The organism is Bifidobacterium sp. ESL0798 (assembly GCF_029395415.1).
Taxonomy (GTDB): domain Bacteria; phylum Actinomycetota; class Actinomycetes; order Actinomycetales; family Bifidobacteriaceae; genus Bifidobacterium.
In genome coordinates, this window is the sequence record NZ_CP113914.1 from 1,474,598 (window position 1) to 1,497,318 (window position 22,721).

The 22,721-nt window shown below is 56.4% G+C and carries 17 protein-coding genes and 3 pseudogenes; 1 reads left to right on the plus strand and 19 read right to left on the minus strand.

Annotated elements, in window-relative coordinates; translation table 11 throughout:
• Window positions 1-314: 314 nt before the first annotated feature.
• The 4 genes from OZX74_RS06180 to OZX74_RS06195 form a co-directional block, all read right to left on the minus strand.
• A complete protein-coding gene (locus tag OZX74_RS06180) occupies window positions 315-1,961 on the minus strand; it encodes an ABC transporter substrate-binding protein (RefSeq protein WP_277156092.1) in 1,647 nt (548 codons plus the stop codon).
• Window positions 1,962-2,159: 198 nt separating this feature from the next.
• On the minus strand, window positions 2,160-3,188 hold the full coding sequence (locus OZX74_RS06185; RefSeq protein WP_277156093.1) for a tyrosine recombinase XerC: 1,029 nt from the start codon (window positions 3,186-3,188) through the stop codon (window positions 2,160-2,162).
• A 168-nt stretch (window positions 3,189-3,356) separates the two neighbouring features.
• Window positions 3,357-3,794 (minus strand): hypothetical protein, encoded by a 438-nt coding sequence (locus tag OZX74_RS06190; protein WP_277156094.1) that lies wholly within the window; start codon window positions 3,792-3,794, stop codon window positions 3,357-3,359.
• Window positions 3,763-3,921 (minus strand): hypothetical protein, encoded by a 159-nt coding sequence (locus OZX74_RS06195; RefSeq protein ID WP_277156095.1) that lies wholly within the window; start codon window positions 3,919-3,921, stop codon window positions 3,763-3,765. Before OZX74_RS06195 ends, OZX74_RS06190 begins: the two co-directional genes overlap by 32 nt.
• Window positions 3,922-4,095: 174 nt before the next feature.
• On the opposite strand from OZX74_RS06195, the gene OZX74_RS06200 reads away from it, so the two are divergent.
• Complete coding sequence (locus tag OZX74_RS06200; RefSeq protein ID WP_277156096.1) at window positions 4,096-4,371, plus strand: DUF6725 family protein; 276 nt, start codon at window positions 4,096-4,098, stop codon at window positions 4,369-4,371.
• Between the two features lie 94 nt (window positions 4,372-4,465).
• On the opposite strand, the pseudogene OZX74_RS06205 reads toward OZX74_RS06200, so the two are convergent.
• The 15 genes and pseudogenes from OZX74_RS06205 to infC all read right to left on the minus strand — a co-directional run.
• Window positions 4,466-5,541: pseudogene (locus OZX74_RS06205) on the minus strand (prephenate dehydrogenase/arogenate dehydrogenase family protein).
• A complete protein-coding gene (locus OZX74_RS06210; protein ID WP_277156098.1) occupies window positions 5,535-6,584 on the minus strand; it encodes a prephenate dehydratase domain-containing protein in 1,050 nt (349 codons plus the stop codon). The pseudogene OZX74_RS06205 and the gene OZX74_RS06210 overlap by 7 nt, the downstream one beginning before the upstream one ends.
• A complete protein-coding gene (locus tag OZX74_RS06215) occupies window positions 6,581-7,102 on the minus strand; it encodes an alcohol dehydrogenase (protein ID WP_277156099.1) in 522 nt (173 codons plus the stop codon). Before OZX74_RS06215 ends, OZX74_RS06210 begins: the two co-directional genes overlap by 4 nt.
• 209 nt (window positions 7,103-7,311) lie before the next feature.
• Window positions 7,312-9,240, minus strand: a complete 1,929-nt coding sequence (typA, locus tag OZX74_RS06220; protein ID WP_277156100.1) for a translational GTPase TypA — start codon at window positions 9,238-9,240, stop codon at window positions 7,312-7,314.
• A 219-nt stretch (window positions 9,241-9,459) separates the two neighbouring features.
• On the minus strand, window positions 9,460-10,287 hold the full coding sequence (locus OZX74_RS06225; protein ID WP_277156101.1) for an NUDIX hydrolase: 828 nt from the start codon (window positions 10,285-10,287) through the stop codon (window positions 9,460-9,462).
• A 132-nt stretch (window positions 10,288-10,419) separates the two neighbouring features.
• Window positions 10,420-11,115: an SMC-Scp complex subunit ScpB gene (gene scpB, locus OZX74_RS06230; protein WP_277157436.1), complete on the minus strand. Its 696-nt coding sequence runs from the start codon at window positions 11,113-11,115 to the stop codon at window positions 10,420-10,422.
• A gap of 245 nt (window positions 11,116-11,360) precedes the next feature.
• Window positions 11,361-12,212 (minus strand): ScpA family protein, encoded by an 852-nt coding sequence (locus tag OZX74_RS06235; RefSeq protein ID WP_277157437.1) that lies wholly within the window; start codon window positions 12,210-12,212, stop codon window positions 11,361-11,363.
• 119 nt (window positions 12,213-12,331) lie between these two features.
• Window positions 12,332-13,171, minus strand: a complete 840-nt coding sequence (locus OZX74_RS06240) for an AAA family ATPase (protein ID WP_277157438.1) — start codon at window positions 13,169-13,171, stop codon at window positions 12,332-12,334.
• Between the two features lie 475 nt (window positions 13,172-13,646).
• Window positions 13,647-14,567: pseudogene (gene xerD / locus OZX74_RS06245) on the minus strand (site-specific tyrosine recombinase XerD).
• A 130-nt stretch (window positions 14,568-14,697) separates the two neighbouring features.
• Window positions 14,698-16,674, minus strand: coding sequence for an isopeptide-forming domain-containing fimbrial protein (locus OZX74_RS06250; protein ID WP_277156102.1), 1,977 nt, complete (start codon window positions 16,672-16,674; stop codon window positions 14,698-14,700).
• Between the two features lie 171 nt (window positions 16,675-16,845).
• Window positions 16,846-19,500 carry an LPXTG cell wall anchor domain-containing protein gene (locus OZX74_RS06255; protein WP_277156103.1) on the minus strand — a complete coding sequence of 885 codons (2,655 nt, stop codon included), beginning with the start codon at window positions 19,498-19,500 and terminating at the stop codon, window positions 16,846-16,848.
• A 226-nt stretch (window positions 19,501-19,726) separates the two neighbouring features.
• Complete coding sequence (locus tag OZX74_RS06260) at window positions 19,727-20,737, minus strand: class C sortase (RefSeq protein WP_277156104.1); 1,011 nt, start codon at window positions 20,735-20,737, stop codon at window positions 19,727-19,729.
• A 256-nt stretch (window positions 20,738-20,993) separates the two neighbouring features.
• On the minus strand, window positions 20,994-21,377 hold the full coding sequence (gene rplT, locus OZX74_RS06265; RefSeq protein ID WP_277156105.1) for a 50S ribosomal protein L20: 384 nt from the start codon (window positions 21,375-21,377) through the stop codon (window positions 20,994-20,996).
• 54 nt (window positions 21,378-21,431) lie between these two features.
• A complete protein-coding gene (gene rpmI / locus OZX74_RS06270; RefSeq protein ID WP_277147283.1) occupies window positions 21,432-21,626 on the minus strand; it encodes a 50S ribosomal protein L35 in 195 nt (64 codons plus the stop codon).
• A gap of 306 nt (window positions 21,627-21,932) precedes the next feature.
• Window positions 21,933-22,595 (minus strand): annotated as a pseudogene (gene infC, locus OZX74_RS06275) (translation initiation factor IF-3); the annotation flags it as partial.
• Window positions 22,596-22,721: the final 126 nt, after the last annotated feature.

Here is a 22,721-nt window from a genome sequence, read left to right on the forward strand (position 1 = left end):
GGGTTTTCCCTTCTCTCGCCTTCGGTAGAACGAAATAACATCGTATTCTCTACAAAGAATTATATCTGACGCATTTAATCAGACACACCTATATCGATTGTTTTAACCCATGCACCGCTAACGACTTGCCGCAAGGCTTTCCCACCCAGGCAGCCCTCCTGACAGTTCTTCACATAAACGATTGAATCCCAACAAAAAAGGAAGCACATGACAAAAGCATGTGCTTCCTTTTATCGGCGACCGATATAATCCCCGGCTCAATCCCCTATGGATAAGGCGACATAGAGCCGAAGGATCACGCTAAAAAGGTCGTCTCACTTACGGGTCATTTCGCCGTAGACAGGCTCACCCTGCCAATTCATTTCGAATCCATTGACCTTGGTCGAGGCGACACCATCATTATTCTTGTAATACATAGGGATGGCGGGCAGATCGTTGAGCAGAATCTCCTGAGCCTGGGTATAGAACCCGTTGGCCGTATCCTGATCCTTGGCCGCATACGCCTGGTTGATCAGCGCGTCAAACTTCGGGTTCTTGTAGCCGCCGTCATTCGAACCGTTGCCATCAGCAGCGCCGGAAGCGAAGTTCTGGAACAGGTAGTTCTCAGCCGAAGGATAATCCGGCTGCCAGCCCGAACGGAACGCACCCTTGATGGAGTGGTTGCCCACCGCATCGCGGAACTGCTGGAAGGTCGGCATCGGATTGGTGCTGGCGACCTTGGGACCGAGCGCGTTGTTGATGGAGTTGACAACGGCATCGAAAATAGGCTTGGACCCGCCATCAGCGTTGTAAGCGAAGGTGAGGGGTTCGTTGTCCTTCGAGATGGCATCGGCCTTCTGCCAGAGTTCCTTGGCCTTGGTGGGGTTGTACTTGAGGTTCTCGTTGCCCTTGAGCGTTGCGGAATAGCCGGGGATCACCGGAGCGGTGAACTCGTGCGCGGTCTCGCCGAGGCCGTTGAGCACCTTCTTGATGATGGTGGCGCGGTCGATGGACATGGAGATGGCCTGACGACGCAACGTGCCTTCCTCGGTGCCGGTCTGGAAGTGGGGAAGATCGGAAGGAATGGTGAACATCTGGTTGACGGAACCAGGCTTGTTGTAAGGCTGGACGCTGGAATCGGTACGGAAGGACTTGCTGTCGGCAGCAGGGACGGTTTCCATGACGTCAAGCTTACCGGCCTGGACGTCGGCATAGGCCGCATCATCCTTGGTGTAGATCTTGAAGGTGACACCGTCGTTCTTGACAGGCTGAACACCCTTGTAATCCTTGTTCTTCACCAGCTTGATGTCATTGCTGTGATCCCACGCGACGACCTTGTAGGGGCCGTCTCCGACCGGCTTCTCTCCGAACGCCTTGGGGTCCTTGTAGAAGGAGGCGGGCAGAGGCGCGAAGGCGTAATGGCCTACCTTGATCGGGAAGGTCGAATCGGGCTGGGCCATATCGACCGTGAAGGTCTTGTCGTCGACGACTTTGAGACCGGAAAGCTGCTCGTCACCCTTGAGGCCATCAGGCTTCTGCAGGTCGGAGAAACCTTTGATGGTGGAGAAGAACGAAGAACCCTTCTGTGCGTTCTTTGCGTTGGCCGTATAGCTCCAAGCCTTCGTGAAGGACTCGGCAGTGACTGGAGTACCATCAGTGAATTTCCAGCCCGGCTTGAGCTTGATGGTATATTGCGTCGAATTGGCATTCGGAGTGATTGACTGAGCGACCTCGTTCTTCGGATTGCCCTTGGAATCAAAGGTGACCAGACCCGAGAAGGCAAGCTGAATGGGCTTTGCCCCTTCACTCTCGTTGGTGTTGCCGGGGACCAGCGGATTCTGCGGTTCACTGCTGTAAGCAATGATGATGTCCTTGCCGCCATTGGACGATGAGCTCGACGAAGAGCCGGATCCGCCACAGGCGCTAAGGAGCATGGCCGCCGAGCAGACAACAGCTGCAAGGGCCAGACCTTTCTTCTTCATAAGATTTCTCCCTTTCTTTTTCATTATGCAGAAAACCTGCACATCTAACAAAAAAGGTCGGCTGTAAGGGCCAACCTCTTTGCTGTTATCTTTCATTTATACGCTTGCTTACGGATTATGCAAGTTATTATCCATAAAATGAACAGTCAAAATTCATAGAGGCCAATGAATGTCTATACAAAAAAGCAAATCCTATCGTTACGCTCGCGGAAAAGCCTGGCGATACCGCGACTTCAATTGCTCGATGGAAACATGTGTATATCGCTGCGTGGTCTTGAGCGAGGAATGGCCGAGCATCTCCTGGACCTCACGCAAATCGGCACCGCCGTCAAGCAGATGGGTCGCCGCGCTGTGCCGCAGGGCATGCGGACCGATATCCGGCACACCGGCCTCGTCGGCCTTCTCGTGGACCACCTTGCGTACCACACGTTGGTCGATGCGCGACCCGCGAGCCCCGAGAAACAACGCAGCTTTCGAATCGTTGGATTTATCGGATTCCTCCCTACCCTTAATAACACTTGCGCCATCAGCGACGCTTGCAGTTTTAGCCGCTTTTACTTTTTTAGAAACAATTTTTCCCGATTTGTATTGGTCTCCAGCCTTAACCAAGACCGGCCGCCCCGAATCCGAAAGCCATGCTTCAAGCGCACGACAAGCGGGCGCCCCGAACGGCACAACGCGTTGCTTGTCTCCTTTTCCGGTGACACGAACGGTCCTGGTATCGAAAGCGACGTCGCTGATATCGAGCCCCGTGAGCTCAGCGACGCGAATGCCGGTGGCGTAGAGCAGCTCCACCATCGCAGCATCGCGCAGGTCGAGCGCCTCGTCTTTGGGCTTCACAGAGACTTCGGCGTCGACGGTCTCCATCAGCCGCTCGGCCTGGGATTCATTCAATACTGTAGGCAGTGTCTGCGGGATTTTCGGCGTCATCAGCGTGGCCGCGGGATTCGTTGCGATGATATCGTGCTCGTCGGCCCAGGCGAAAAAATTGCGCACGGCCACGCTCTTGCGTGCCATGGAACTGCGGGCGTGGTTGCCTGATTCGTGCGCCATCCACCCACGCAGGTCTTCCAGTCTGACCGCGTCTAGAGTGGTTACGCCACTATCGGCAAGGAAACCCAGACATTCCAGCAAATCACTGCGGTAAGCCTTCACCGTGTTATCGGAAAGCCCGCGGTTGGCCTTGAGAAAGGCAAGAAACTGGTTTATCTGACGCCGATATTCCATAAACTTTGTTTCCTCAATATTGTATTTCACATTACGATATCGCGAGCAACTAAGACTCATCAAACCCAAATCGCACTAATCTATGATATTCTTCCGCTTCTGGGTCCCGGCCCGTATCACTAAATCCATTCCTCTTGAAAAGTGTCATGCTATTTTTATTGTCAGGATCTATTCGCACACCAATAACCGCGTCTCTTCCAGTTTCTTTTCCTGATTTCTTTGCATAACAGAAAGAGCATGTTTCAACGTTGAATCCCCAAAATGGCAACCTTTTGCATCCAAAGCTCTGGCAATGTAGCCAACCATATAGGTTCCCATAGAATCTTTTTTAGTTCCTCCAACGATACCGAACCATACAAAAGACCATATTCGTTCCTGCTTTTCTCGGGACACACAAATATCAACCCACTGGCTTCTGCGATCCCATGACCTCATATCACGTATCGTGGCCTGAACCTCATACTCATACTCCGCATAATACTCGTTATGCTTTCGGACAGCCTTTAAAGCAAAGCCGCCCAAAGGGGCGGCACATGCGAAGTTCTGCAGTCTGGCACGGTAGTCAGGAGACGCTTCAGTCCAGCGGTAGTCGCTTTCGCTTGTCATATTTCTCCCGTGCCACCTCGATGAAATCCTTGTTGAACGAACGTTCCAAAGACTGCCAATACTCATCCTGCTTGAGATTCCGGCCAGTTGGCGCCTTGGCGCGCTCAAGTACTCTATCTCGTGCCATATCGTTCCACTTTCCTTTGTCTTGCAAAGTCTGGCGCACCGAGAACACGGCGCCGAAAACAATGTATTTCTACTTTACTAGAACGTGATGACTGATTACAACAATGTTTGCGTATAGTGGATAACAAATAACTTAACGATAGTATTCGAAATCAACTTCACGAAAGCGGGAAACATGCCGTTACCAAAGTCTATTCCTACCGGGGCACGGCTTATGGTGCGCACGTTGGATGGGCACGATCCGCAGACCGGCCGTCAGCAGTTCCGCGATTTCATCGGCCATGTCCGTTCGTGGGACGGAGAAATGCTTTGCATCACACGCGATCCTGCCGCCAACGGGTCACGCCCGGCTCAAGATGTTGATATCCCACGCGAACGCATTGTTGCGCTGAAGCCGATTCCCGAGCGCAAACAGCCGCATCAGCGCAGTCCCGAATCAACCGGCAGATGAAACGATCAAGACCTGGTGCAATCCTCAGGTTCAAAATTTGCAATACAACATGATTGATTTTTCAACGCCCGACCTAAACCATAATACAAATCGGTCAAATGGCGGAACGTCTCTCGACCTCGACCTGCCAAGGCTGGATGAAACGGACGACATGTTCTCCGCGGCGTGCGGAATCGAGGAAGGTTCGTTGCCAACCCGACTTCGCAATGTCAATGACGATGCGCTCCCCGCTCCTGATTCGATTTCTTTGACCGATCCCGTTTCGAGGCCGGCAGCGTCATTGCCGGCACCATCGGTTTCTTCGGACGTGCCGAGCTCGCGTTCACGCAACTTGTAGTCACGGAACGGCTGGCCGGCCGCGAAGAACTTCGTCAAAGCCGCATCATCCCTGTCATGCAGGTCATCGGCGAACGATGTGAGTCTGTCGGCCAGATCGCGCAGCAGCGCCTCGACGTTGTCGGCGTCCTCCTCGACCATCGCACGGGTGCGGTCCGGGTCGGTCAAGGCCACGCGGGTCATGTCCCGCCAGGAACCGGCTGCGAGGGCCGCGGCGATGTTGCGATCGGAACTGGAGGCGAGCCCGTTGATCAGCGCGGTCGACACGACATGAGGGGCATGCGAGATCATCGCGGCGGCGCGATCATGCGTCCGGTCGTCAAGGACGATGACGCGGTTGCCGATCGCTCCGGTGATCAACGTGGCCACTTTGAGAAAACGTTCGTAATCGGTGGTTTCATCGACGGTGACCGCCCATAGCGCATGGTCGTAAATGGCCGGGTCGCTGGCCGCAAAACCCGAAAACTCGGTGCCTGCCATCGGGTGCGCCCCGACATAGCAATCGGCGAGGCCGGCTTGGGCGACCTGCGAGCGCACCATCGCCTTGACGCTGCCGACATCGCTCAGCGTGGTCGTTTCCCTGTCAAGCACCGGGGCAAGCCGGCGCAGCATCTCGGGCATGGCCTTCAAAGGGTTACAGAGGAACAGCACCTCGGGCTTTTCCGCAGCGAGCCCCTCCAACGAAGCGACACAGGTGATTCCGTCGCGTCGAGCAGCCGCGTACGGTTTTTCATGATGATTCCAGGCGACGACCTCAACACCGCGCCCGGCCAACAGCCTTGCCAGCGAACCTCCGATAAGCCCGAGGCCGACGATCCCGACCGTTTTCACCACAGCAATTCCCTTTCTTCTTTCGCCTTCATTTCACTGGCATCCGCGCGTTTGCGGCATATGCCGCCTTGCGGTAGCATCCACGTGTCCACCGGCGGGTTCGGGTGTTCCCCACGCGGGTAGACGGCCAGGGTCTTGACCCAGTCCCCTTTAACGACCATCTGATGGAGCAGGCGGTTGAAATTGACTTGCCAAGGCGCGGCATCCAACGTGATGATGAAGCTGTAGGTGCCGGCGTGGCCTTTGATGGGCCTCGACATGAGGCTGGTCATATTCAGCCCCTCGTCTCGTACCGAATCAAGCAGCTTGGCGATGACACCGGGGCCGGTGCTCAGAGGGACCACGGCGATAATCGTCTCGAAATCGACGGCTTGACTCTGCCGATAAGCATGCAAAACGGAACGTACGTCGTTTCTGGGTGCGACCACAAGGAAATCGGTATTGGCACCGCTGAAATCCTGAACGTTGTGTTCGAAGGTCTTGAGACCATATAATTTGCCGCATAAAGCAGGGCCGAGCGCCACCTGCCCCGGTTTCACATCGCGGCAGGCCGCGGCATTGGAGGATGCGGGCACCGGGGTCAGGCGATGCGCCCTGGCGAATTTCGTGCATTGCGCCAGCCCGTGAGGATGCGCCGTTATCTCATGCAATGGCGCACACCCGTCTTCATTTGCATCACACATGTCGCCATCGTCGACCCGCACGAAAGCATCGAACGCAATATCCACGCTCAGACGACTGAGACCGGCCAGATCCTTCGCGTCGATGACGGCGTCAAGATTCGGAACGACATAGCCTTCAACACTGTTTTCCCAGGCAATGACGCCCCAACCTTCTCCTGCCTCGACGTCACTGATGATGGACGGAACATTTTCACGCGCCTCAAGCGCGATATCTTGGCCGTCTTCACCCAACGTCTCCGCCGCACTCGCAGCCGCCTGATGCGTGAATGAACCTTGCGGCCCTAGGAAGAACAGCCTGCGCGGGACGGTCGGCTTCAGCTGCGCGTTTTTACCGTCGATCGGGTTTATATGCTTCGCGTTCATGACTGCGCCACCTCGTCGGAAGTGCCATCCACCGCAGCATTGCAATGGGAGACTAAACGCTTTTTAGGTGCAGGAATGATGAACCAGCTTCGTGGAAGGAACACCATCACGAATTGGATGACAATCATTCCGAAGAACCAGAACCAGAACGCATTCTGGCTGAAGAACGGAATGTTCGAACTATAGAAACCCATCGGCAAAAGGATGTCGCCCGATGTGGCGGTAATCGACGCGACGGCGATGACACCGGAAGAAGCGATCAGATGCAGGCCCAGGCCTACTACCCCGCTGCGTGCGCGGGCGCTCCAAGCCGAAATACCGATAATCAACAAAGCCAGTATCAGGCCAATTGGCACATTATATTGCGCTCCCAGCCGGTGCACCAGCGTGCCGCACACCCCGGCCGCAATGCCAGTCACTATGCATATGAGCGCACGAATCCACGCATTGTATTGATACGACCACGGCAAATCCGCTTTTTGCGCGGCGGTTTTGGCTGATACGGCAGGAGAAGTCATAGTGCCAGTATGCCTCATCGGGCGGTCAAAGGCAGCATCACACCTTCCCAATTGCATCTTTTTGCCTGCTTGCTCGACCATAACAAGTAAAACACAGTTAATCGGTCTTATCGGTGATTTACCAGCACGCCGCACGTCGGCCTTTATGACAAATGCGCACCCACATCCGTTCTAGATGGTGGGTGCGCATTGAGCTAAAAGGATGAGTCTTACTTGTTCTTGCTGGCGTTCTGGCGACGCTGGCGTGCGTGCCACTTGTACCACTCGTCGCGGTCGAGGATGACCTTGCGCACGCGGATGGCCTCTGGGGTGACCTCGACGCACTCGTCCTCGTTAGCGAAATCAAGCGCCTCTTCGAGGCTCATCTTGATCGGCGGGGTAAGCGTTTCGAGCACGTCGGCGGTGGAGGAACGCATGTTGGTCATGTGCTTGGCCAGCGTGACGTTGACGTCGAGCTCGTCAGGTTTGTTGTTGATGCCGACGACCTGGCCCTCGTAGACGTTGGACTGCGGTTCGACGAAGAAGTTGCCGCGGGCCTGCAGACGCTGCATGGCGTAGGGGGTGGCGGTGCCGGCACGGTCGGAGATCATGGAGCCGTTCTGACGGGTCACGATCTCGCCCGCCCACGGAGCGTATCCGGCGGAGATGGAGCTGGAGATACCGGTGCCGCGGGTAGCGGTCAAAAGCGCGGTACGGAAACCGATCAGGCCACGGGAAGGAACCGTGAACTGCATGCGCACCCAACCGGAACCGTGGTTGGCCATGGAGTCCATGCGGCCCTTGCGGTCGGCCATGAGCTGGGTGACTGCGCCCATGTATTCCTCGGGCACGTCGATGGTGTCGGATTCCATAGGCTCGTTGAGCTTGCCGTCGATGGTCTTGGTGACCACCTGCGGGCGGCCCACGGTCAGCTCGTAGCCTTCGCGGCGCATTTGCTCGGCGAGGATGGCAAGCGCGAGTTCGCCACGGCCCTGAACCTCCCAGGCATCGGGACGGTCAGTCGGCAGGACCTTGATGGAGACGTTGCCGATGAGCTCGCGGTCGAGCCTGTCCTTGATCATACGGGCGGTGAGCTTGTGGTCCTTGCCCTCGCGGCCGGCCAGCGGGGAATCGTTGACGCCGAAGGTCATGGAAATCGCCGGATCGTCGACGTGGATGAGCGGCAGCGGCTTGGGATCGTTGGGATCGACAATGGTTTCGCCGATCATGATGTCGTCGACACCAGCGACGGCGACGATATCGCCGGGGCCGGCTTCATCGACCGGGCTGCGGTCGAGGCCCTGCGTGCGCAGGATCTCGGTGAGCTTGAAGTTCTCAATGGAGCCGTCGACGCGGGACAGGCCGTACTGCTTGCCCTTCTTGAGGGTGCCGTTGTAGATGCGGACCAGGCCCAGACGGCCGAGATAGTCGGAGGCGTCGATATTGGTGACATGCGCCTGCAGGGGTGCGCCTTCGGTGTATTGTGGCGCGGGGATGTTGGAGATGATGGTGTCGAACAGCGGCTCGAGGTCCTTGTTGTCCGGCAGGCCGCCGTCTTCCGGCTGGTTGCGCGAGGCATAGCCCGCCTTGGCGGCGCAGTAGATGACCGGCAGATCCAAGAGGGAGTCGAGATCGAGATCGACGCCTTCCTCACTGACGTCCTGGGCCAAGCCGAGCAGCAGATCGGTGGATTCGCTGACGACCTCGGAAATACGCGCGTCGGGGCGGTCGACCTTGTTGATGCAAAGAATCACGGGCAGCTTGGCCTCGAGCGCCTTGCGCAGCACGAAACGCGTCTGCGGCAACGGACCTTCGGAAGCATCGACCAGCAGCACGACGCCGTCGACCATGGAGATGCCGCGTTCCACCTCGCCGCCGAAATCGGCATGGCCGGGGGTGTCGATGACGTTGATGGTGATGCCGTCGGGCTCGCCGTACTTGGCGGCCAGCGGACCGGTGTATTGCACGGCGGTGTTCTTGGCGAGGATGGTGATGCCCTTCTCACGCTCGAGGTCGTTGGAATCCATCACACGGTCCGGCACTTCCTCACGTTCGCTGAACACATGCGACTGCTGAAGCATCGCATTGACCAGCGTGGTCTTGCCGTGATCGACGTGAGCCACGATCGCCACATTTCGAATATCACCACGTACCGCCATAAAAGCCTCTCCTAGTTACCTTTTCTTGGGTGTTTATCAGATAGAACTACTCTAACCTTCTACTTACACACAAACCTTCACAATGGTATCCATGTATCCCGACACGGATACGCTATTTGCTAATCCCTGCGAGATCACGGTTTGACATGCTGCGGGAATCGTCACCGCCACCGACCCGACGGGTCGTGAGGCCATCGGGCCGCGCCATCCGCGTCGGTCTCAGTCCGTGGTCAACGGGGAAAGGGCGTCGTCGGATGTTGCCGAGGGGTCATATGCCGAAACGGAGCCGACCGGCTTGGGATTGAGCTCTGTGTCCCACGCTTTCCATATCTCGTTGCCTTTGGCCACGACCTCGGGAACGTAACGATAGACGGCGGCCGGTCGGTGCCGGCCTTCCGCCAGCTTCTCCCCCGTGTCTTCAAGCTGTCCGGAAGCAAGCATCTTGCGGCGGAAATTGCCCAGATCGAACGTACGACCGGCGATGGCCTCATAGACATCGTGAAGGCGACGCAAGGTGAAGCGCGGACCCACCAATTTGGAAGCCACGTCGGGATATGACATCCTGGAACGCAGCCGATCCAACGCGTATCTGATGATTTCGGCATGGTCGAAAGCGAGAGGCGGCAAGGCGGATTCAGCGAACCATCGCACATTGTCGCCGTCACGCAGATCGTCGACCTGAGTGCTGCCGATAAGAGCCCAATAGACGATCGAGACCATGGGCAAGGCCGATCCGGAACGATGCGGGTCGCCAAAGGTGTAGAGCTGTTCAAGATAACGGGGACGCAGGTTCGTAGTCGATTCCAGAGCCACGAACGCCGACCATTCCAGCGACCTGCCTACCAGCAAGCCGCCGCCGGGCAACGCCCACATGCCCTTGAACGGTTCGCGCACGCGCCGCACCAGCGGTATCCACAACTCGTCATGCGTCGCTTTCCCTGTTTTCTTTTCCTGACTGTCGTGCGCATGGGCAAGCGCGAAGATAATGACGGAGACCCCGACCTCGGGCGGGCCCGCCTTGCGTTCCGTCACATTGCCTTGCCACATGTCGATATGCTCCTTCGCTATGTCCGATTTCTTCAGCCAACATTACCAAATCAAGATTACCAAGTGTGCCACATCGTTTTACTGCGAGTCATGGATTTCGAATCGAAGAAGCCGTATGCCGACATCGCAATTTCAGCTCGCGAAGCCGGACACGGTCTCGGTTTCGCCCTGAATGGCGGAAGCGGCAGCAACCGAGGCGTCGGTATCCGCTTTTTCGGCCTGGCTGACCACATCACTGGCCTTCGGCATGAAGGGGGCGAGTTCGGGCAGCTGATCGAGCGATTCAAGGCCCATTTTCTCAAGGAACAGTCCGGTGGTGACCAGAAACGCCGCACGGGAATCGGGATCGGCACCCTCTTCGCGGATCAGGCCACGCACGTTCAACGCACGCACCACACCGTCGGAATTGACCCCACGGATGGCCGCGATCTGAGCACGGGTGACCGGCTGCTTATAGGCCACAATGGCAAGGGCCTCGAGCGCCGCCTGCGAAAGCCGCGCCATCTGCCCGTCGGTGACGAAAGCCGAAACCACCGGTTCGAACACGGCACGATTGCCGTATTGCCAGCCACGGGCAGTATGCCGCAGCTCGAATCCCCGAGGGGCGAGATCCCGTGTTGCGTCGCCGTCGTATTCGCGTTGCATCGCCTGAAGGGCAGCGGTGACCTGATCCTCATCAACCGCCAACACACGGGCCAGGTCGGCCGCCTGTTGAGGCTGGTCGGCCACCATCAGAATCGCTTCAAGACAGGATTGCAACCCACCCGGAAAATCGTCAACACAAAAATCCACATACTCGGGACGCGTGGAGGGCGAATCTGGACCTATTGCCGAAGCGTCATTGCCTTCGCCGGACCCGTAAGTCTTCGAATCATTGCCCCGGTCAGAGTTTTCATATTTTTCTTGCTCGGTGTCGCCCGCCTCGTTCCCGGTTTCGCTTTGGGCATCATCACCTGATTCATCATCGGCTTCAAGAGTATTCGGATCTTCCATATCGATCCCCGCAGCAGATTCAACGAATCCGTTCCCGCCTGTCGATTCCACGCCGTTTACGTCCATATCATTGGTTTCACTCATGCGAAATCACCTTCGTTCACTTCCACGGCGTCGTCCCCGTCATCGGCACCTGGCACCCATCGTAAGTGCAAATCCTCAAAAGGCCCCGACTGCTTATACTGCAACACGCCTTGCTTGAAAAACAGCAAGATCGCCAAAAACCTGGCGACGACCACCAACGCGCTCGTGGCATCGTCCGTCAGCTCGCCAAAGGTCATCGAGCCGCCGGAGCCAAGTTCGCGCAGACGGCTACGCACAATCTGCGACTGCTGCTTCAAATCGACTTGCGAGACATGAAGCTGATCGAGCCGCACCTCGTCGGCGGGGGCGTTGAGAAACACCTCAACGGCGATCCTGGCCAAATCCTCCGGACCAAGCGTCCATGCCAGTTCGGGAAGCATGGCGGCAATGGCCGGGTCGCTGAAGGAAGGATGCGCGAAACGCCCGGAATTGGCGGCGAAAAGCTCACGAAAATCGTTGGCGGCGCTTTTGAACGCGCGATATTGCACGAGTCTGGCGAACAGCAGATCCCTCTCACGCAGGGCCTCCATGCTCTGCTCATCGCGTTCGCCGTTCTCGTCTCCCGGCAGAATCGCCGCGCTCTTGGCCTCCACCAGAACAGAAGCGACTTCAAGGAAAGCGCTGACCTTCTCCATGTCACGAGCCATGTCGAGTCCGCGTACGTATTCGATGAATTCCTCGGTAATGGCCGAAAGCGAGACTTCGGTCAGCTCAAGCTTGCGGTTCGCGATCATCGTCAGCAGCGCGTCGAACGGCCCCGAATAGACGGCGAGATTGACCAAAAAACCTTTGTCTTCGGCTTTTTGCGGCGCCTCACCATCGGTGTTATCCGCGCGCGTCGACCTCAATGCGGCATCATCAACGGGAGCACTCAGCCCATCTACGTTCACGACACCTCACTTACACACTATATGCGGCAGTATCTGAAAAATCCCCTCACATGCCACGCAGAGCAAACCCGCGACCCTCAGTCCACGATTCCACGGGCGATAAGCTCGCGCGCGGTCTCCCGATATTCTTTGGCCGTCTTGTGGTTCGGCGCGTAGATGGTGATCGGCGCGGCGGCCACGTTCGAATCCGGCAATTTGATGGAACGGGAGATGACGGAGTGGAAGACCTTGTCCTGGAAGGCCTCGTAGATGCGCTGCAACACTTCCTCGCAGTGCAGGGTCGAGGTGTACATGGTCACCAATACGCCGTAGACCTCAAGCTGAGGATTGATACGCGAACGGACCTTTTCGATGGATTGCATCAACAGCGCCACACCGCGCAGCGCGAAGAACTCGGCGGCCACGGGAATGATCACGCCGTCGGCGGCGGCAAGCGCGTTGACAGTGAGAAGGCCCAACGAAGGCTGGCAATCGACGATGATGACATCGTATTCGTTCTTCACGCCTTCCAAAACGCTGGCAAGGATGCGCTCGCGCCCCACTTCAGTCACCAGCTGCACCTCGGCCGCAGAAAGGTCGATGTTGGCCGGAATGATGTCGAGGTTTTCGAAATCGGTGTGCTGCACCACGTCGTGTACATCCAGCGAGGGGTCGAACAACGCGTTGTAGATGGTGGCGTCCACCGTGTTTGCGTTGATGCCGAGTCCTACGCTGGCCGCGCCTTGCGGATCGAAGTCGACGATAAGCACACGGCGGCCATATTGGCTCAGCGCACCGCCGATGTTGATGGAGCTGGTCGTCTTGCCGACCCCGCCCTTCTGGTTGCACATCGCGATGATGCGCGCGGGGCCATGGTGGTCGAGCGTCGGGGGCGCGGGAAAAGTCTCATAGTTTCGTCCAAGAAGATCGGTAGGCATGCCTTTCATGCTACCAACAGGCCTGTTCACGCTCTCATCCGCCGGTTTGACGGATATGGTGCCGGGAAGCGAAAGCTTGCCTTGCACCACGCGCTTCGGCTGTTCCTCGCCGAGCCACCGCTCCGCGCTGAACCCGCCGTCACGGTATTGGCTCTTGGACTTTTGCGAGCTATCGCCGTTCGGTCTTTTGAGACGGCTTTTGCCAGTGTTATTACTCGTATTCCCGCCATTGGCTCCGCGTGGCTTCGCACTTTTCCTTGCCATCGCACTCTCCCGCCTCTTCGCTACGCAATACTGATAGCCATCATAATCCGTTCGCATGCCAACAACCCGACTTCTCTCTGCCTTTTGCAGTCTCGTCCACCATGCGAGGAAAATCAGCAAAATCGTCCCCTAATCGTGAGTTTCATCGCAGCTTCAACGAACATGCGCTCAAAATCAGGATTCTGATGCCGAAATCCTGATTTTTATCGCATCACCGCGCACGGGGATGGGCGGTCAGGTAGGTTTCGATGAGGGTTTCGGGGCTGACGTGGGTGTAGATCTGCGTGGTGGTCACCGAGGCGTGCCCAAGAAGCTCCTGAACAGTACGCACATCGGCGCCGCCCTGGATCAGATGGGTGGCGAAGGAATGACGAAGGGTGTGCGGATGCAGCGGTTTGTCGATATGCGCGCGCTCTCCCGCCGCTTTGACGACTTCCCATACTGATTGCCGCGAAATCCGCCGGCCGCGTTTGTTGAGGAATATCGCACGCCGCTCCCTGCCTCCTTTGGCCTTGGCCTCGAGTTGCGGCCGCCCCAGCGAAACGTAGCGTTGCAGAGCCTTGATCGCATACTCCCCCCAACGGCACCAAACGTTGTTTCGAACCTTTGCCGGTAAGCACCACTACCCGCTCGTCGGTGTCGACGTCGTTGAGATCGGCGTCGACGGCCTCGGAAACGCGGCAGCCGGTAGCATACATGAACTCCAGTAACGCCTTGTCGCGCAACACCACCGGGTCGTCGCTCCCACCCATCGAAGCCGCGTCCAGCAACCGTGTGACCTCGTCGACGCTCAGCACGTCCGGCAAGTGCCCATTGGCTTTCGGCGCCTTGACCCGTGCGGAAACGTCGTCGGCCACCACACCCTGCGTCAACGCGAACTTGTGGAATTCATGGACGCTGGCGAGCCGCCGAGCCTTGCTGCGCCCGCTCTCCCCGCTTTGTCGAGCGCAGCGACGTACGCCTCGACGTCATGGCTGGTGACACTTGCCAAATCCTTGATATCCTGGTCTTCCAGCCATCCAAGATACTTGCGGATATCGGCCGCGTACGCCTTCACCGTGGATTTCGCGAGCCCGCGCTCCACGTCGATATGCGCCAGAAACTGGCCAAGCAGTGCGTCCGTTCCGTTCATGGTTCCATTTTCACTTCATTAGACGACTTTTGCGATTGCTCCATCCAGCAAGAAAACCCATACAGCCCACGTACCGTTTACGACGGCGTGTGGGCTGCACAGGTTTTTCTCGGATGAGAAAGCTAGAACATCAGATTTCCTGGCTCAAGGACTTCTCGCCGCGGCGGGTGATGAAGAAGAGCGCTCCAGCACCACCGAGCAAGACGATGACAACAAGGCCGACCAAAATCGCACCCGCGCCGCCGGTCATCGGCAGCTGCGAGATGGAGTTAATCTCCTGCACGAGGATGTAATGATTAGGATCGGTTGTCGGGTTCCAGTTAGCTTCAGCAACCAAGTCCCATCCATCATGGGAGTTGGAGTACGCAGGCGTCTCAGCGGTTGGAACAGGAACAGAAGTGGTAGCTGTATCGGTCGAAACCGTGACGGTGAAGGTCGATTTGCCCAGAGACGAATACGGTACCGGCACCGTGTTCTGCACAACAGTGTAGGTTCCTTCCGCAAGGCCTGTGAACCGCATCCTGCCGATAGCCAGGTCATAGGTTCCACTGCCACCGCCGGCAGCAGGAGTCAACGTATCGAATATGGTAATGTTATCGACAGCAGCCGTTTGGTCTGCTGCCCTCTGATACGTTCCATCACCCAGCTTCTTGAACTTAATCACCGTGGCGCCCTGCTTGACCTGGAATTCACCACCGGTCAAATACGTCGCATGGTTGTTCTTGTCGACATCGGCAAGACTGAAGCCGTACATATACGTCTTGACGGTGCCGGTCGAGTCACCGCTGTTGTCGATGGTAGTAGTCGTACCGTCTCCAGGAGTTCCGCCGTCACCAGTTGGCGGATTGCCCGGATCGTTGGAATGGGTCAACGACACACCGTTCTGCAACTGGGTGCCTTCACGTGCGCTGTCATCAATCTTCATCGTATAGGTGATCTTGATATAGTCATTGTAATACGATGGGGTACCTTGCGTGAAATTAATGATACTACCGGAGAAGTTGAACTCCACCGGGGCTCCGGAAGAGGCACCGCCAGACACCGTATAATCAGAACCGGTCAATGTATGTTCAATCCCGGTATCCGTAAAATTGGCGTCAGTGGAGAACTTGACGCTGGTTACTCCCTGATAGGTCAAACCTGCCGAAGGGTCATCCTTGACCACGTAGGTGTAATGGCTGAATCCTGTGGTCAACGGCACCTTGGAAACAATCATATAGGTCAAGGTATCGCCGACGGAGGCGTTGCCCGTGGTCGGGTCGATCATTTTCTTCTTGACGATCAGCGGGTCGTTCTTCACGCTGACTTCACCGAGCTTGACCAACGGACTTGTGGAAAAGGCATCGTAGACATTCGGGGTACTTGCGGTGTCAACCACTGCCGTGCTTGCCAACATCGGAATCGATGCCGGAATGGTGGTAGAACTCACTGTGCCGTGGTTGGCGGTGGTGTCGACGACGATGTAGATACCCTGTTTGACACTGAATTCAACTGTGGTGTCATCATCATCAAGCACTGTAGTCGAAGCCTGCACTTCGTGACCATGTGTGGCATCGGCAAGACGATTCTTGAAATTCGTGTTCTTTGTCAACGTGGTGACGAACTTACGAAGGCTGCCACTCCAAGCCGCCGAACTTGAATTCGAGGTGGTATCCGCCGTCTCTCCGGAAGGAGGTGTGATAGACGAGGGGAAGCCAAGCCACGTAACCGCAACCGCGCCAACAGGGTTGTTGCCATAACCGGAAGGCAAAGAGCCGCTGGTGCTGGTGGTTGTATAGGCGTCCTTCATGGCCTGCATGATTTGCTCATTGGCCGGCACGCCGCCGGCATCGACCTGGCTGGAATCCACACCAACCGAGGACAATTTCCCGCCACCGACGGTCGGGGTCTGTGCATTGCCATAGGCACCGATGCGCATTGCGGTGAAGTAATGTCCACGTAGCCTGGAACCTTTGCCCTTGATCGTCAACGTCGTATTGGCGTTCTGATCAATGGGAATGTTGGTATCCGCCAACGCGGTGCCCGCAGGCACCATCGCCAACGCCAAAAGAGCCGCAGCGGCGACAACACCGCCAACACCGCGTCTCAATCCTTTGCTGATATTCATGATGACTCACTTTCTCTGTGAAATTTCGTTTTTCAAATATTGATATTGATTATGTTCGGCGATTAGCTGTCATTCAGTCGCTATACCGCCATCGACCTGCAACAGCCAGACGTCCCGGGCGGCGGGAGCGACATCAACGTCAACGGGGACGTCGCCCGGGAACACACCAATTTAGGGATCATCGGCCGCCGCCTTTCCAAACCTCATTTTTCTATCGATCACCGCGTAGACACCGGCTCCAATCGCCAGCAACGCCGCGATAATTCCGGCGATGATCAACACAAGCTTGCTGTGGTCGCCAGTCAACGGCAACGAATAGACCGGCGCGGACAATTCAAGATCATGAACAATCCAATCGGACTCGTTGGTCTGCGGATCAATGCCATACACCCTGACCTGACCAGATGTCATACCCGATGGTACAGAGAACGACCAGGTGCCACCCGCTTGAACTGTCGCTGTATCCTCAGAATTGTCAGGCCAATGGATATGAACCGTCGCCCCGGTGGCGGGAACCGTATGGGCCGCATCGAGATATGCAGTGCCGCTAATCGTGTTCAAAGGCTGCAAAGCATCAAAGGAGACAAAAGGCGCTGTCATATCGACAATCTGTTCCTTGTCTGCCGAGAAGCCGGAATCTACACCTCCCGTAGTGTTGACCAGCTTTGCGACGAACACATAATCCTCGCCCTGGGCCAACTCGCTGGTGAAGAACGACGGAGCCACTTCACACGACCAATTCTGCGATCCAGCATTGGTAAGGACCTCCGTGCAGCCACTGATGATATCGCCCTCACTCATCGGCGGATCGGACGCATGCCGGACGTAGACCTTCAGCGTCTCACCCGGCGAGTTCGGGCTCGCTGTGCCATGGATAACAACCCTATCGGTCCCAAGTAGCACGCCACCATTCGGATTGGTCGTATGCGGCACATCGATCGACGTGACCGGCGGCGCAGTGCTCGGCACCGCGAACTGGACCGTACGGATGTTGGAGAACTCCGAAGTGATATCCTCCGAATCCCTGACAGCGGTCTGCGTGGCATGGTAGCGCTGGGATCCCGTCACTTTTGTATTGCCTGTATCGACAATCGACCAATTGCCGCTTGGGTCCACGACCGCCGTACCGACCAAACGGCCCGCCCTGTCAGGATCATTGGGATTGTTCGGATCGATAAGATTGCCGTCTTCCTCGGCATAGAGGGTGATGGTGGCTCCCGGCTCGCCGGTGCCATTGATCGTCGGATGCAGGCCGACATACGCATTTTCGGTCGGGGTGGTGATGACCGGCGGGCGGACCGGCAGACCGTACTTGTTGAAGACGGTATCGATCACCCAGGCCTTGTTGACCAGCGCGGCGATTTCGGTTTGGCTCATGGAAGCCGAGATTCCGGGCTCTTCATTGTTCTCCAATTGTGTGGACAACGGGTTGAAGATATCGCGCGGGCTGAATTTCTGAGTCCAAGGGGAAGAAGAGATAGTGGATGTCGTGCATCTGCTGTCGCCAGGATTGGTAACAGGCCACGTAACCAGCTTGAAATAACCATCAAGGCCCTGATCGGCCCTGGCCCTCGCAAAATCGATGGATCCGTCCTCGTTCTGCGCGATGCTCAATCCTCCTCCGGAACCTTGCATCGAACGCAGATGCAAGGAAGCGTTGGTATTGTTGAATGCGAATCCGGCATTGTCGTTGCGCGCGTCGTAGATCCGCTCGCTGTTGATCGCCGCCTGCGAGACCAACTGGGCATGCGGAGTCAAATCGGTCACCGGCACCCATTGGCCGTCTTTCAAGCCAATCCATTGGAAATAATAGGAAGACGTATTGGAACAGGGCGACGAGGCCGATGCCCGATTGAACCATTTCACGAAGAACGATGTGGGCGGGGCAACGCCGGGATTGTAATCAGTACTGTTGGCCGTGAGACCGAAATCGGTGACCAGCCCCCAGTTGGCCTGCCCGCCGCTCCACAAGGCCGGCTTCTCATTCCAACCAACCATGGCGCGCGGTCCGTTGCATTCCTGCCCATCCGAATTATCGCCGCACAGCGTATCCTGATAGATATAGGCCGGATAATCTGCAAGGACGTTGGTCATATAGTCGGTGTCGACACCCAGTTGCTCTGTGGCCAACACGGGATAAAGCCCGCCATAATTGGGTGGAATGGAATTCAAAGCCACGGTCGGCACCTCAACCCATAGATATTGGTTGAGCTTTGAGCCCCCTACGTCATATGCACTGGTCGTTATCCCCGTCACATCGAGAGCACAGGTCACCGAGACGGTGAGATAATCATAATTTCCTGCTGTCAGCACACTGTGAATAGTGAAGGAATCGCCCTGATTGGCCGCCCAGTTCATGGCGCCGGTTTTGCCCGATATCGTATTCTTGTAATCAAGTGTGTTGACGGCACCACTGAGCAGCAGGTTCATGTTGTAGGCATATCGGATGATCATGCCGCAGCTTTGACCGATATGATACGTTCCGTCGGAGCATTGCCAAGCCATATTCGCCGCGTTCGTCGCGTTGACGTTGACCTGGCCATGACGCACGCGTACGACAAAATCGGCACGCATCTGTTCACGGCTGGTCAGGGGGAAATAGTTGTTGAGCACGATGTGCTGGTTGTCAGCCAACATCTTGGTCAGCTTGGGCTTGCTGGTCAGCGGGACATCCTGCGTCGATACCTCAGCGGCATTCGCGATGCTTTTCGAGGAAACGGAACCGAGGGAGCCGGCCACGCCCTGCGCCACGACAAGCAGAACAGCGAGCAGGAATGCGCACAGGGAAGTCACCAGCCTGCTGTTTTTATCACCATTGCGTACCATAGTTGCCACCTTCGGCACTACCGAAACATCCGTTGATTAATATTTTTAATCAATAACTATTGTATAACAAATTGGTACAACGGAGAATCACAAGGGCAATAAAGCGGCTTTTTATCTTTGATTTACTCGGTTTTTAACCATTTTAGGCGTATATATAAGGTTTGATAGGATGTCTCAAATCTCGCTATTGCATCACATCAAACTATTGCATCACATCAAAAGAAAATCATTTGCGATGACGGACGGGCCATTTACGCCGATGGCGAATTACATTGATAATTATCCCCAAAGAAAGAATCGCCAAGGCCGCGCAACCCCCTGCAAGCACCCCGTCGCCAGATGCGTCGTCAGGGTATGGGATGTCCTTAGGAATCGGACGCCGCTCGGCAGTAATCACCAACCTGTGCGAATTGACGCCATACGGTGTACAGGTCATCAACGTGAGGATGTCTTTGCCGGGCACGACTTTGTAATAGCGCGTGTCATCGGGTAACACGACGTGTATGGACGTAATCTGATAACCGAAGGTGTGGTCCGAGCGTGTTGATATAGATGACATCACTTTTTTAAGCTCGTCAAGTCGAGTGAACAACAGCTCATAAGGCCGCCCGGTATGGCCGGTAATCACGGCGTTCGTCGATTTCCCGCCAACCGGCAAGCTGGTGCCGTAAAGATGGCCGGCACCTTTGTCGAGCACCGCATCCGAAGTGCCATGGTAGATCGGCAGTTTCAGGGAGATTTTGGGGATTCGCACCATGCCCATCACACCCCCTCCGCTGTTGAGCAGTCCCTGATAGACCGTGTCGCGTTCGGAACGAGTAACGACTTTGTTCTTGTCTTTCTTAGCTGCCGAATCGGAAGCAAAGGGATCGGTATACTCGCCGAATGACTGACTGCCGGCGGCGATGCCGGCATTGTATTGTCTGGCCTTGTTAAGTTCTTGGGCAACGCGGCCCTGCGGCCATTTTTTGACCCGGTTCATGGCGGTGACGGCTTGCCGTTCCTGCTCTCGGGAATTGACGTACTGGTTCGCAGGCAGCCACAACGCCAGCGCCACCGCCACGACTACACACAGCGCCATCAACGACTTGAGAGCATTGATACCCGTCCGTTTACGGCGAATGACACGATAGTGGGCTTTGCTGCGCCTGAGCACGTCTTCAAAGGAAATGGCTTGATTCGCAACGATGCCATTCGGCATGTCTTGATTCGCAACATCGCCATCTGAATCGGGCATGTGTCGGGCACCTTTGCCACTGCCATCAGTCGGCTTCGATTCGTCCATTGTAGCCACGGCCTCCGTTGGTGGGACACACGACACACCCGTTCTGAATACCAAACCGCGACAACCTTTGCCACAGGTAATCGATATCGGAGTGATTTCGTCATGTCATACGTCTCCGCCCGACAATACCACCACTTCGAGATGAACATAAAAAAACAAGCCCCACATCTAAAAATGCAGGGCTTGAAAGATGTCGCTTGAGAAAAACTCAGGCGTTCACAGGAGCGTTGACGTCCTTGGGCAGTGCACCCTTGGCCTGGTCGACGATGATCTTGAACGTGTCCGGATCGGAAACGGCCAGCTCGGCCAGGGCGCGACGGTCAAGTTCGATGCCCGCGAGCTTCAGACCCTGCATGAAGCGGTTGTAGGTGATGCCTTGGGCGCGGACAGCAGCGTTGATACGCTGGATCCACAGCTTGCGGAAATCGCCCTTACGCGCCTTGCGGTCGCGGAAGTTGTAGTTAAATGAATGGAGCAGCTGCTCTTTCGCGCGACGATACGAACGGGAGCGCTGACCACGATAGCCCGAAGCCCTCTTTAAGACGACGCGACGCTTCTTATGAGCGTTCACTGCGCGCTTGACACGTGCCATATTGTTTCCTCTAGCTTTCTATTAAACCTTGTATACCCTATAAACCGAGCCGATTCAGCGACCGAGCAGCTTTCGCATGTTCTTGCTCTGAGCCGTGGCCAGCACCTGGTCGCGGGAGAGGTTGCGGCGCTTGCGCGCGGACTTGTGCTCAAGGTTGTGGCGCATCGAGGTGCCAGCCTGCATGAGCTTGCCCGTACCGGTGACGCGGACGCGCTTTTTCGCGGCGGAATTGGTTTTCATCTTCGGCATTGCTGCCCTCCTATTTTCCTTCGGAAATCGAATTCATTCTTCGATGTCCTGTGCCTGCTGACGTGTGAATCGGCAGACACAAAAATCTTGTTGTTACTTTTTTGCCCTGGGCATCGGCTTGGCCGGTTTTGCGGGCTTGGCTGAAGTTGCGGACTTTGCCTTGCCGCTTTTCGGCGCAACCGATTTGACGGCTTTCGCAGACGCAGTCGATTTAGCAGGCATTTCGCTCTTGCCGGCCTTGACTGTCGGCTTTGCAGCAGAAGCTTTGGCGGGCTTTTCTCCAGCATCCGTCTGCGCCCCTTTGATCTCGTTGACCGCAGCCTTCGCCTTACCGGCCTCCTGCGCCTTTTCCTTCTCTTTGGCGGCAAGACGAGCTTTCTGGCGGGCCTGGCGATCGGCACGGGTATCGGCGCCACGACGACGCTGCTCGGACTGGGCGTGCACTTTCTTGCCCTTGGGAGCCAACGTCATGAAGATGTTGCGCCCTTCGTGCTTCGGGTAGAACTCGATGGTGCCGTATTCGGAGACCTCATCGGCCAGACGCTGCAAAAGCTCCACCCCGCCAATCGGACGGGACTGCTCGCGACCGCGCAGCATGATGGTGACCTTGACCTTGTCGCCGCCAGAAAGGAAGCGGATGACATGGCCCTTCTTGGTCTCAAAATCATGTTCGTCTATCTTCAAGCGGAAACGAATTTCCTTGATCTCGGCCGCACTCTGATTACGACGTGCCTCACGCTGCTTGATCTTCTCGTTGTACTTGTACTTGCCATAGTCGATGAGCTTGGCCACCGGAGGATCTGCGTTCGGCGCCACTTCAACCAAATCGAGATTGGCTTCCTTGGCCAGATTCAATGCGACTGAGGTCGCGATGACACCGACCTGCTCGCTGTTCGGGCCGATCAGGCGTACCTTGGAAACGCGTATCTCGTCGTTAATGCGTGGTTCTGCGCTGATGATGAACTCCAATCCTTGCTACTGCTGAATGCACCGCCGTCGAAAACAAATACCGAATCAACTCGGCAATAATCGCAACAAAGATTCAAAACACAAGCATCAAACTCAATCAATACCGTAGAAAGCCACGGCAAATAC

Excerpts from the sequence above, each read along its gene's own strand:
- OZX74_RS06180 (WP_277156092.1), bottom strand. The coding sequence starts at position 1,961 with ATGAAGAAGAAAGGTCTGGCCCTTGCAGCTGTTGTCTGCTCGGCGGCC.
- OZX74_RS06185 (WP_277156093.1), bottom strand. The coding sequence starts at position 3,188 with ATGGAATATCGGCGTCAGATAAACCAGTTTCTTGCCTTTCTCAAGGCC.
- OZX74_RS06190 (WP_277156094.1), bottom strand. The coding sequence starts at position 3,794 with ATGACAAGCGAAAGCGACTACCGCTGGACTGAAGCGTCTCCTGACTAC.
- OZX74_RS06195 (WP_277156095.1), bottom strand. The coding sequence starts at position 3,921 with ATGGCACGAGATAGAGTACTTGAGCGCGCCAAGGCGCCAACTGGCCGG.
- OZX74_RS06200 (WP_277156096.1), top strand. The coding sequence starts at position 4,096 with ATGCCGTTACCAAAGTCTATTCCTACCGGGGCACGGCTTATGGTGCGC.
- OZX74_RS06210 (WP_277156098.1), bottom strand. The coding sequence starts at position 6,584 with ATGAACGCGAAGCATATAAACCCGATCGACGGTAAAAACGCGCAGCTG.
- OZX74_RS06215 (WP_277156099.1), bottom strand. The coding sequence starts at position 7,102 with ATGACTTCTCCTGCCGTATCAGCCAAAACCGCCGCGCAAAAAGCGGAT.
- typA (WP_277156100.1), bottom strand. The coding sequence starts at position 9,240 with ATGGCGGTACGTGGTGATATTCGAAATGTGGCGATCGTGGCTCACGTC.
- OZX74_RS06225 (WP_277156101.1), bottom strand. The coding sequence starts at position 10,287 with ATGTGGCAAGGCAATGTGACGGAACGCAAGGCGGGCCCGCCCGAGGTC.
- OZX74_RS06240 (WP_277157438.1), bottom strand. The coding sequence starts at position 13,171 with ATGCCTACCGATCTTCTTGGACGAAACTATGAGACTTTTCCCGCGCCC.
- OZX74_RS06250 (WP_277156102.1), bottom strand. The coding sequence starts at position 16,674 with ATGAATATCAGCAAAGGATTGAGACGCGGTGTTGGCGGTGTTGTCGCC.
- OZX74_RS06255 (WP_277156103.1), bottom strand. The coding sequence starts at position 19,500 with ATGGTACGCAATGGTGATAAAAACAGCAGGCTGGTGACTTCCCTGTGC.
- OZX74_RS06260 (WP_277156104.1), bottom strand. The coding sequence starts at position 20,737 with ATGCCCGATTCAGATGGCGATGTTGCGAATCAAGACATGCCGAATGGC.
- rplT (WP_277156105.1), bottom strand. The coding sequence starts at position 21,377 with ATGGCACGTGTCAAGCGCGCAGTGAACGCTCATAAGAAGCGTCGCGTC.
- rpmI (WP_277147283.1), bottom strand. The coding sequence starts at position 21,626 with ATGCCGAAGATGAAAACCAATTCCGCCGCGAAAAAGCGCGTCCGCGTC.